We start from the raw sequence: 11867 nt of genomic DNA, 5'->3' as shown, positions 1-11867 counted from the left end.
GATGAATTATATCACGCATTTGCTTTCCTAATCCAGAAGCCTTTTCTTGCTGTTTCCACTGTGAGAAAGTGCAAGAATTGCGAAAGAAACGAAGTAAGGTAGCGAAAGTAACAACTTCGGAGAGACTTCCGTAGCAACCTGTAGAAAGATAGATAGCTCGGTGACAAAGCCCAGCATAATTGCCGATAAAAATACTAGCGTCGGCTTCTTCCTTCCCATGATGACTGCCACAAGTGCCAGCCAACCTCTTCCACCAGACATATTCGAAACGAAAGCTCCAAGCGGTAGAGACAGCGCAGAGCCAGCAAGTCCCGCAAAGACCCCGCTCCCAATGTAAGCCACGAATCTAATCTGATTGACCTTCACGCCGCTGTAGAAAGCACTTTCATCATCATACCCACAAGCTCTTAGCTTCACACCGAAAACCGTCTTCTTGAAGATGTAAGCAAAGAGGAATGGAGTAACGATGGCAACTAGATCAAATAGGCCAAGTCCATTCAGCCAACCAAGTGATGTATTATTGAGAGAATCGATTGAAATAACCCCTGGCCTTGGTGAATTGCTGAAGACTACGGTACCTTTGCTCTTGAACCATAAATCTGTCAACGCAACGGTTAGGCCCATCGATAGGAGATTCACAGCTATCCCAACAACGTAAAGATTTGCCTTCAGAAATTTTACGGTTAAAAAGACAATCGTTGAAAGAATCACCGATACAAGAACGGAAGCCAAAGTACCCAGAAGTATGCTCCTCGTTGCCGATGAGACAACAACAGCAAAGAAAGCACCGGAAAGAATACTACCTTCTAAGCCGATGTTCAGCCAGCCAGAAACTTCTGTAAGCAGGCCACCAGTGGCCGCAAGAATAATCGGCGTGGAGTTCTTCACTGTATCTCGAATTATCGCTTCAAACATACCTTTTTCTCCAGAAAGCTCTAGGGATTAGAGCTTCCGCCGTCACCAGAAAAAAGATAACGGCCTGAACGATCTTGGCAACTTCAGGCGTAACATTCGCCTCAAGAGAAGCGATTTGCGCTCCGCTTTCCAGATATGCGAAGAACAGAGCAGCAGGAACCACCATCAGCGGATGATTTCTTGCAATAAGGGCAATCGCAATTCCATTCCAGCCATACCCACTCGAAAAACCCCTCATCACTCTGCCGTGGATACCTATGACATCAATGATTCCTGCAGTAGATGCGAGTCCTCCACTGAGGAAGAGCGACCAGAAAATAACTTTCTTTGTATCGACACCAGAATAATAGGCGAACCTCCGATTTTTTCCAGTGATTCTCATTTTGAATCCCTCTCTCGTTCTGAATAAGAAAAACCAGAGAATTACAGCTGCAGTGATGGAAAAGATGATTCCTGAATGGAGATACGAAGGCGACATCAATCCTCCGAATCTGAACTCATCGGGCAGAGTAACCGTAGCTGCAAGGCCGGAAGGACGATCATTGAGAGGACCCTCAATGAAGTAATCAACTATAATCACCAGTCCATTACTCAGTAAGAGCGAAGAGATCAGCTCATTCACACCTAACCGGGTCTTTAGCAACGCAGAGATACCTGCAGCTGTCGCGCCGAAAAGAAAGCTGACAATAATCATCGTGAAGATTCCTAAAGCCCCAGATACTTTTCCGGCAAGAAGAATACCTGCTGCCGTTCCGCCTAGAGCTCCAAGATATACCTGCCCTTCCATTCCGAGATTGAAGCATGAGGAGGTGAAGGCTATAGATGCAGCCAGTCCAGTAAGCATTAGCGGGATTGAGTAGGCAAGAAGATTGCCGAAATAGAAGCGATTCGAAAAGGGGGATAGAAAGAACGCTCTAGTTGCATTAAAGGGCTCTTCACTCATAAGAAACACTAATACGAGACCGGCAGCCAAAGCAAGCGCCATGACAAGAAATGATCTTCCATTCATCGCAGATCGTCTAGTCACTGCCTCTCTCCCGTTGCCTTCAGTATGAGTTTACCGATCATATGTTTACTCAATCCTGGTCTATTGACGGCATTAAAGACGATCCTTCCTTCAGACATGACTATGATCCTGTCACCAACTTTCAGGGCTTCTTCAAGATCTGCCGTAAAAACGACAACCGCCATCTCTTCTTTTATCCTTGCCAAAACTGTGCGCAGTATGTGAAGATGCTTAACATCCAGACCTCTAGAGGGTTCTCCCAGCAGGAGGGCCCTGGGTTCAGAACTGATCTCTCTTGAAAGCAGCAGCTTCTGGAGATTACCTCCAGATAGAGAGGAGGCAGGATCGAAGATACTGCCATACAAAACGCCATAATCGCTTAGAAGACTTCTGGCAAAGGCGTCTAGCCCCCTATCATCAACAATCCATCCGCCGTCAGCGACTTTGTGGATGACGAGATTATCCTTTATTGTTGCGTTTTTACAGCTTGCCGCGCCGTCTCTGTCCGAAGGTAAAGCTGCCAACCCCAGCTTTCTGAGATTGCGGGGAGGAACGTTGGTAACATCCTTTCCATCGAGAAGAACCCTTCCCGAAAGAATCTTTCTCATCCCGAATATTCCCTCCAGGAGCTCTTCCTGACCATTTCCGGGTACACCCGAAATCGCGAGAAGCTCGCCTCTTCTCACTTCGAAGGATGTTTCCTTTACAGCTTCTTCCCCCTCTACAGAACCTTCGATACCCAGTTCCTCGACTCGTAAAACTACTTCTCCGGCAGACGACAGTTGAACCCTATCTGGACGAGTCTCTTCTCCAGAAACTAGATCGTGAAGCTCCTCTACCGAAGTCTCATCTCTTTTGTAGCGGCCAATGATTACTCCCGACCGAATAACGTATATTCGATCTGAAACAGAGTAGGCTTCGTACAGCTTGTGAGTGATAAACAAAACTGTCTTTCCTTCGGCCTTAAACCTTCTGAAAGTCTCGAAAAGCTCACCTTTATCGGTTTCAGAGATAAGAGTTGTAGGTTCATCGAAAATGATTATCCCCGGAGAATTCTGGAGTATTCTCAGCACTTCCAGCTTTTGCCGCTGTCCCGTTGATAGCAGTTCAACCTTCATATCTAAGGGGAGCTGAAGGCGATAACGCTGCATAACCTCTTCGATTTTTTCTTTGAAGTGCTTAATTGTCCTTCCTGGCCAATTACTTCTGAACCCCAGCAACAAATTCTCAAATACGGTTAGCTGAGAAATCACTTTCAGGCTCTGAGGGACCATTCCTATACCCTTCTCCAACGCGGAATAGGGGCCCAAAGGGATGTACTTCTCACCTTGTAATAGCATTGAACCACTGTCCGGCTTTTCAATTCCAACAATGGCTTTCATAAGCGTAGTCTTGCCCGCTCCATTTTCTCCAAGAAGAGAGGCGATCTCTCCTGAGTAAAAAGCGAGAGTCGCTCCGTCAAGGGCTCTCGTTCCGCTTATACTGTACGTCTTCTTAAGATCCGTTATTTCCAAAACCGGCTTCGACAACTTTGCCCCCAGATGATAGAGTATCTGTCCCATATAATGTTACCATTCCAAAAGAAAAGCGGAAAGCGCAGCACGCTTTCCGCCATTGCTAACAGTTCCGCGCTTAGATCAGGCTAGCTCCTCTTCCTTAAACTGTGAGGGTATGGCAGCCTCTTCAACTTGCAGATTGGCATACATATCAAGACCAGTTCCTGCGGGTATTAACTGGCCTACGATTACGTTTTCTTTCAGTCCGAGCAGGAAGTCTGACTTCCCTGCAACAGATGCTTCGGTAAGGATCTGTGGCGTCTGCTGGAACGAAGCGGCCGACAACCAGCCTTCACTCTCAAGAGAGGCCTTGGTAATTCGGAGAAGCTTTCGCTTGAACTTTATCGGATCCTTCGGCATTATCTGGATCTTCTTCTCGGGAATTACCGTATCGGGATTGAAGTCATCAACAAGCTTCTGATAATGGTCCTCATCGACGTCATATATCAGTATTTGCTTTATACCGACTTTGAGAATCTTCTCAAGAAGCTCTTCACTTATTGGTTCGCCCTCAGCCGCAATCTTCTGTATCTTTCCATCTTCATCTTCGCCAAGGACTCTCCTTGCCAATCTCTTATCGATTACATACTCTCTGTTCTCTCCAACTCTGCTGTTTGCTTCATCTATTGTCTTGTTTATTTTTCTGATTTCGACAATGTCAAGAAGGTCTCCCGGCAAGAAGTCGGTGTCTCCAGGATCCGTGACTTCAACTTTAGAAAGCATCTGTCTGATTATCAGCTCAAAGTGCTTATCGTGAATCTCAACACCCTGTTCTGCATAGACGCGTTTGATCTCGGTGAGAAGATAAAGTGCTGTTTGAACCAGACCTAGCTTTTCCATCAGTTTCCTTGGCCTTACGGTTCCCGTTGTTATTGCCTGTCCTTCAGTGACCTTGTCACCGATCTCGATCTTGGGTTTGATGCTAGAGGAGAGATCGTATTCACTGATACCTCCGGTCTTAGTTTCAATGTAAACCTTTCTTCTTCCCTTGTCGTCAGAAACGAGATCCTTCACGAAACCACTATCACCTTTCTCAATAAAGAGCGCTTCAGGATCCTTGAGTTTCTTTCGGGCCTCGAACAGTTCTTCTGCCCTTGGAAGACCTCTGGTTATGTCCTGTCCGGTGGCTATACCTCCAGTGTGGAACGTCCTCATCGTCAGCTGTGTGCCTGGTTCACCGATCGATTGGGCGGCGACTACACCAACGGATTCTCCGACGTTGACAATCTCGTGATTTGAAAGATCCATTCCGTAACACATTGCGCAGACTCCGCTATCGGATTCGCAAGTTAGTACAGATCTGACCTTTATTGTCGGTCGAACGTAGACTTTGTCGATTTCGTTTTTCTGCAGCTTCTTCGCCGTAAGCTCGTCTATCTTCTCCTGATACTTCACAAGCATTTCTTTACTGCCATTCTTTACGGGATCGCCTGCAAAGATCTGACCCACGCATGGGAAGGTAATCACCTTCACTTCCTCAACTTCGGAATTCTTTAGCTGGTGAAGAAGATCGCTCCCGATATGGGTGCCTACTTTGTATTCCTTGTCATTGAGAGTGATACTCTCGTCCAGTTCGGTATAGTTTATGAGTCTTGTCACCTTTGGAATACTCAAAATCTCTTCGCGGGCAACTTCAACACTGGCTCTGTAGTTTGAAAGGAATGCGGCGTCTTCATCTCTAATCATCGTATCGCGGAAGTATTCCTTTCCAGTCTTCTCGTTTTTCAAGACCTTCCCTGTCAGAGGGTTGATAACATCGGACGCAAGAACCCTCCCAAAAAGGAACTCCTCGAGCTTCTCAATTGTTACACCGTCAGCCATCAGTTCAACGGCCTCGATACCTTCATGAGTGCCGCAGTTTGGTGTAGTTACGGTTATTGTCTGGGAGACATCGACTAGCCTTCTGGTGAGGTAACCGGCGAACGACGTTCGAAGAGCCGTATCGGCCGAACCCTTTCTTGCACCATGGGTAGATGTGAAGAACTCAAGCTCCGTTAGTCCATCTCTGAAATTTGATTTTATCGGTACTTCGATCGTCTTCCCCGATGGATCGGCCATCAAACCTCGCATACCAGCGAGTTGCTTCAGCTGGTCTATGTTACCTCTAGCTCCGGAATCGACCATCATGTAAATTGGATTGAACGGATACTTTTCGAACTCCGTGTACGTCTTTTCCATTATCTCCTGAGTCGTATCGGACCAGATTCTAATTATCTCCTGTGTTCTACCATCTTCAGTCAAGAATCCCGACTTATACAGGTTCTCGATCTGGTCTACCCTTTCCTGAGCGGCATCGATAACCTTGTCCTTCTGCGGATAAACAACGATATCATTTATCGATATTGTCAGGCCCGAAGCAGTTGCATAGTGGAAACCAAGAGACATCATATCGTCCAGAAGATCTGCCGTCCTATCGATTCCGTATTCATGGAAGCAGTCGTAGATCAACTTTTTTATAGCTTTCTTGTTGAACTTCTTCATGTGGTCTTTGAGCTTTTCTGGGACTATTGTGTTGAATATTATCCTTCCTACCGTTGTCAGTGTGAGCTCGCCGGATGAGGAATCCAGCTGAACAAGAATAGGATCGTGAAGTGATATATATTCCATGTCGTAAGCAAGAAGCGCTTCTCCTGGAGAAGAGAACTTCCAATCGACCCATTCAAGAGCCTTTTCCCTGACCATTCTCCTCGCTTCAACATCGGAAATCTTCTCATCTTTGAGGAGGGTCGAGTAGTAATCCATGACTTCTTTTTCCTTCTTCTCATACTCGTGGTCAACGGTCGTAAGATAGTAAACACCAACGATTATGTCCTTACCGGGCATCGAAATAGGCTTCCCGCTCGCAGGGGAAATCACGTTGTATCTGCTGAGCATGAGGAACTTTGCCTCTGCCTGGGCAGCTGCGGATAAGGGAACGTGTACAGCCATCTGGTCACCGTCAAAGTCTGCGTTGAATGGTGCACAGACAAGCGGATGAAGCTGAATCGCGTTTCCTTCTACCAACCTGGGTATGAAAGCCTGAATGGATATCCTGTGAAGCGTCGGTGCTCTATTGAGGAGAACCGGATGTCCCTTGATCACATCTTCGAGGACTTCCCAGGCCTCGGGCATTTCCTTCTCTATTATCGTTTTCTTGAGCTTTCTCGCTGTCTTGCTCGATTCACTTCCGTGAAGAAGCCTAGAGAGAACAAACGGCTTGAATAGCTCCATAGCTACTCTCTTAGGGATTCCGCATTCATGAATCTTCAGATCGGGTCCAACGACGATAACTGCTCTACCTGAGTAATCTACTCGCTTTCCAAGCAGATTTCTTCTGAATCTCCCCTTCTTGCCCTTTACCAGGTCTGTAAGAGACTTCAAGGGCCTGCCAGATTTGTCTGATACGGCCTTTCCAACTCTCCCGTTGTATATGAGGGAGTCAACAGCCTCCTGAAGCATCCTCTTTTCATTTCTGATTATTATGTCGGGAGCTCCGATCTGAAGGAGTTTCGCGAGCCGATTATTCCTGTTTATTACTCTCCTGTAAAGGTCGTTCAGATCCGTTGTTGCAAATCTTCCACCTTCTATTTGAATCATAGGCCGCAGGTCCGGAGGGATTACCGGCACTACGTCCATAACCATCCATTCCGGCCTGTTGTCAGAGGCAATGAAGTCCTTTACGTACTTCAACCTTCTAAGAAGTTTAAGAGCCCTCGCACTGCTCTTCGGAATAGACTTCAGTTCCAGTTCAATGGCAACCTGTAGTTCTTCCAGATCCATTCCATGCAGCAGCTTCTTAATTGCGGCCGCTCCGTAATCACAGGTTACCTTTCCAGGATAGAGTTCTTTGTAAGCCTCGTACTCATTTTCTATCAAGACTTCTCCGACAATCCTGCCCGTCTCTTCGGATACTTCGGGATCAATTTCCGTTATTATAACTATCGGCCTGTCGCTTTCGGTATCTGTCTCAACTTCGAATTTTCCTGGATAGTATTCGTCAAAGATCTTATACTCTGTAGCGGAAAGAACTTCATCCTCGAAGAGGAATCTGTCGGCAAGGGTGTCACCCTTATGAACCTCGTCTTCGTTCTGAACATATATAAGGGCACCTTCGAAAACCGGGTACTTCTTCTCTATCCCAGTCTCATCCTTGACGATTACCCAGTTAAGTTCTCTCTCGGTACTGCTATCGATTCTCTCGATAGTGACTTTACCGTCAATGTCTGTTGTAACCGGTCCGTGAGGTGCCTTCACCTTGTAGCCCTGCTCCACTTCGAAGCCGAGCTTCTTCGTGTAGATCTCATATTCAGTCTGGTACATCGTCATTCCTGGAAAGAAATCCGTCTCCTTCGGATCGGTAACTACATACAGTCTTTCAATGACTCTCTTCGATCCGTAGTAGATTATGTTCTCGAGATCTTTCGCAGGAATGTTGAGTAGTGATGACAGAACACTTGGCGCGCTCTTCAAATACCAAACGTGTGTGACAGGAGCGGCCAGTTCGATGTGACCCATCCTTCTTCTGCGAGCTTCTTTAGATTCGACACGCACACCACAGCGCTCACATACGGTTCCCTCGTACTTCTTTCCCTTGTACTTGCCGCATGTACACTCGTAATCTTTGGTCGGTCCGAAGATCTTCTCACAGAAAAGTCCGTCTCTTTCCGGTTTGAACGTACGATAATTGATCGTCTCGGGCTTCTTCACTTCCCCGCTTGACCAGCCCTTGATTCTGTCCGGTGAGGCAATATCGATTTCCAGCTTACTGACCTTTCTCTTGTATGTGCTTACTGGCATCTGCTTCCCTCCTTGAGGGGTAGCTCCCTTCTATTGATTCTCATAATTTATCCACATCCAGCTCGACATTATTCTGATCAAAAACCTTAACGTCGAGAGAGAGTCCCTGAAGCTCTTTTATCAGAACCTTGAAACTCTCCGGTATACCTGGTTCTGGTATGTTAATTCCCTTCAGTATTGCCTTATAGACATCGTTCCTTCCTTTGATGTCATCAGATTTTATCGTCAGCATCTCATTCAAAGTGTGCGCCGCTCCATAGGCTTCGAGCGCCCAAACTTCCATCTCTCCAAATCTCTGGCCACCAAAGTGAGCCTTTCCGCCGAGAGGCTGCTGATGAATGAGCGAGTAAGGACCTGTGGATCTTGCATGAATCTTATCCTTTGCTATATGAACGAGTTTAAGCATGTACATTATTCCCACAACAATCGGGAAGTCAAAAGGACCACCGGTGCGTCCATCTCTCAAGGTCACTTTGCCGGTCTTCAGCTCTTGACTATCTCCGTCTTCGAGACCAAACTCTTTCCTGGCCTCATAAAGCTCTGTCATGATTTCTTCTTCCGTGGCTCCATCAAAGATGGGGGTCGCAAAATAGCGATTTGTAAGCTTTCCCAGCCATCCAAGATGTGTCTCAAGTACCTGCCCAACGTTCATTCTCGACGGAACGCCTAGAGGAGAAAGCACAAGTTGGATTGGAGTACCGTCAGGAAGAAAAGGCATGTCTTCCTTCGGTATAATATTCGAAACAACGCCTTTGTTACCGTGCCTTCCAGCAAGCTTGTCACCAACATCCAAAGGCTTTCTGATTCCGACGAATACTTTGACAAGCTTGTTGATGCCAGATCCAAGCTCAGATACTTCTTCCTTTTCGAAGACCTTGACATCGATTACTCTTCCCTCAACGCCATGAGGAAGCTTCAGCGATGAATCCTTCACATCTCTTCCCCTATCTCCGAAAACAGACCTGATTATCTTCTCTTCAGGAGTTGTCTCGGATTCGCCTTTGGGTGTAACCTTTCCAACAAGAATGTCTTGTGAAGTAACATAAGCACCTACTCTGACTATTCCGCTCTCGTCAAGATTTTTGAGCGATTCCTTCGACACGTTAGGAATATCGGCCGTGATCTCTTCCGGACCTAGCTGAGTATCCCTAGCGATCGTCTCATACATCTCAACGTGGATAGTCGTGAAAGTGTCATCTTCTAGAAGTTCCTGGTTGACTAATATTGCATCTTCGAAGTTGTACCCTTCCCAGGGCATGAAAGCTACCAGCACGTTCTTCCCAAGGGCAAGCTCTCCCATTTCCGTTGAGGGACCGTCCGCGATCGGAGCTCCTTTTTCTACTTCCTCACCAACTGATACTATCGGTCTCTGGTTTACCGCGGTGTCCTGGTTTGTCCTCACGAACTTGAACAGAGTATAAACATCTTCGACTGACTTTCCTTTTTCATCAAGTTCAGGCTTACCTTTATCATCAAGCCTCTGCACGATTATTCTTCGGCCGTCAACACTGATTACCTTGCCCCTGTGCTTTGCAAGCACAACATATCCTGAATCTCTGGCAGCAACACCTTCGACACCGGTTCCAACAATTGGAGCTTCGGATTTTATAACGGGTACGGCCTGTCTTTGCATGTTTGATCCCATTAATGCTCTGTTGGCATCGTCGTTTTCCAGAAATGGTATCAAAGAGGTCGAGATTGATACTATCTGTTTGGGAGAAACCGACATGTAGTCAACGTCTTCCCTATTGACATACCTTACCTCACCTGCATAACGGATTTCGACGTTTTCATCAAGAATACGACCGTTTCCGTCCATAGCGATAGTAGAGTGAGCTATGTTGTAACGCTCTTCTTCATCTGCGGCAAGATATACTATATCGTCACTAGCTACTCCCTTCTGAACCTTTCTGTAAGGAGTCAGTAGAAACCCGAACTTGTCTATCTTCGCAAAGGTAGCCATTGAAGTCATCAGTCCAATATTGGCGCCTTCAGGGGTCTCTATGGGACACATTCTACCGTAGTGAGAATGGTGAACGTCACGAACCTCGAATCTTGCGTGTTCTCTCTTCAAACCACCCGGTCCAATGGCAGACAGTCTCCTTTTGTTCGTTAACTCTGCAAGCGGATTTACCTGGTCCATGAACTGAGAAAGCTGACTAGTCGCAAAGAATTGATGCAGCGTGGTCATCAGTGTTCTTACATTTACTAGACTCTGCACTGCAATTTTGTCAAAGGAAGTATAGATGGTTAGTTTCTCTTCGAGGAGCTTATGTATTTTGATGAATGCCTTCTCAAATTCAGTTTCCATGAGTTCGCCTACCGTTCTTACTCGTTTGTTTCCAAGGTGATCCTTCGTATCTAGAAGTTCCGGACGGCTTTCAATTTCTGTTAGATGTCTTGCCGCAAGGACCACATCAAGAACCGTAAGAACACTGGACTCTTCCGCATAATCAGTGTCCTTTGAGACTTTCCTTCCTTCAAACTCCTTCAGATAGTCTTGATAGACCTTCTTAAGCCGGCTGTTTACCTTGTATCTCCCGACATCGGAAAAGTCAAAACGGTCGGGACTGAAGTATAGATTGGTTATGTAGCTCTTCGCAGCATTTATTCGAGGAATCTCACCGGGTCTGAGCTTTCTGAAAAGTTCAATATAAGCATCATCTTCGGTCATTCCTTCTCCATATGTCTTCTGCAAGGCAATAAAAGTCTTCATTGCAATGGGAAGCGGCAGCTTTATGGTCTTCACGTCTGCCTCGATCACTCTTGCGATAATATCTTCAGTCAGTAACGTTCCCTTTTCTGCTATAAGATCTCCGCCCGGAGTCTTGATATCTTCAAGAATAATGCTTCCAACATTTGCGAGCAATTCATCTTCGTCTGACCCATCGTATCCACTTTCGAAAAGTCTGAGCAAATCGAGATCGTTCTCGTAGCCCAGAGCCTTAAGAAAGACAAAGAAATTGAGTTTTCTTCTTCTGTCGATTCTAGCCTGCATTATCTGCTTGTTTGGATTAAGGAGAATCTCGAACCAGGCTCCTTTTACAGGCAGAAAATGCGCAACATAAATGGGAAGAGAACCCGATACCGCCTTCGTAGGTTCATCAACAAAATAGACACCTGGAGATCTAACGAGCTGATTGACTATTACTCTTTCCGCTCCGTTGATTATGAAGGAGGCGTTATCAGTCATGTAAGGCAAGTATCCAAAAAAGGCCTCTTCCTCCTTGATCTCTCCGGTATAAAGGTCGGTGATTCTTACAGTCACATAAAGCGGAACCGAATACGTGAGGCCTTTGTCTTTGCACTCCTGAATGGAGTGTTTCGCCTCGCCTATTCTGGTCGATACAAAATCCAGAGAGAAGCCTTTCTCGCCCTTCTTGAGATCCGAACGCTGGATCTGCGACTTGATGGGGGAATACTTCTTCAGAACACTCAGAAGACCTTCATCTATGAACCACTCGAAGGAACGAGTCTGGATCTCAATGAGATTCGGGATTTCAAGAGGTTCATACACTCTTCCAAATACCCACCGCTCTCGTTTGCCAAAATTGGCCTTTCTCATCAGATCACCTCTCGTATGTTTTAGCACACCAAACCCACATCAGAGGATT

General features: G+C 46.3%; 5 protein-coding genes. All 5 read right to left on the bottom strand.

Annotation, left to right across the window (positions count from 1 at the left end):
• Nucleotides 1–27: 27 nt before the first annotated feature.
• Entirely contained in the window at nt 28–915 is an 888-nt protein-coding gene (locus Y697_RS03130) for an ABC transporter permease (protein WP_121550218.1), read from the bottom strand.
• Nucleotides 908–1942 carry an ABC transporter permease gene (locus Y697_RS03125; RefSeq protein ID WP_259462282.1) on the bottom strand — a complete coding sequence of 345 codons (1035 nt, stop codon included), beginning with the start codon at nt 1940–1942 and terminating at the stop codon, nt 908–910. Before Y697_RS03125 ends, Y697_RS03130 begins: the two co-directional genes overlap by 8 nt.
• Nucleotides 1939–3483 (bottom strand): ABC transporter ATP-binding protein, encoded by a 1545-nt coding sequence (locus Y697_RS03120; RefSeq protein ID WP_259462281.1) that lies wholly within the window; start codon nt 3481–3483, stop codon nt 1939–1941. Before Y697_RS03120 ends, Y697_RS03125 begins: the two co-directional genes overlap by 4 nt.
• A 75-nt stretch (nt 3484–3558) precedes the next feature.
• On the bottom strand, nt 3559–8253 hold the full coding sequence (locus tag Y697_RS03115) for a DNA-directed RNA polymerase subunit beta' (RefSeq protein ID WP_121550216.1): 4695 nt from the start codon (nt 8251–8253) through the stop codon (nt 3559–3561).
• A 40-nt stretch (nt 8254–8293) separates the two neighbouring features.
• On the bottom strand, nt 8294–11818 hold the full coding sequence (locus Y697_RS03110) for a DNA-directed RNA polymerase subunit beta (protein WP_121550215.1): 3525 nt from the start codon (nt 11816–11818) through the stop codon (nt 8294–8296).
• Between the last annotated feature and the right edge of the window lie 49 nt (nt 11819–11867).

This window comes from Mesotoga sp. BH458_6_3_2_1 (assembly GCF_003664995.1).
Classification (GTDB): domain Bacteria; phylum Thermotogota; class Thermotogae; order Petrotogales; family Kosmotogaceae; genus Mesotoga.
The sequence above is the reverse complement of the archived record's forward strand: the minus strand, read 5'-3'. Positions and strand labels throughout refer to the sequence as shown.

Coding starts and splice junctions, on each gene's coding strand:
- Y697_RS03130 (WP_121550218.1), bottom strand. CDS start 915: ATGTTTGAAGCGATAATTCGAGATACAGTGAAGAACTCCACGCCGATT.
- Y697_RS03120 (WP_259462281.1), bottom strand. CDS start 3,483: ATGGGACAGATACTCTATCATCTGGGGGCAAAGTTGTCGAAGCCGGTT.
- Y697_RS03115 (WP_121550216.1), bottom strand. CDS start 8,253: ATGCCAGTAAGCACATACAAGAGAAAGGTCAGTAAGCTGGAAATCGAT.
- Y697_RS03110 (WP_121550215.1), bottom strand. CDS start 11,818: ATGAGAAAGGCCAATTTTGGCAAACGAGAGCGGTGGGTATTTGGAAGA.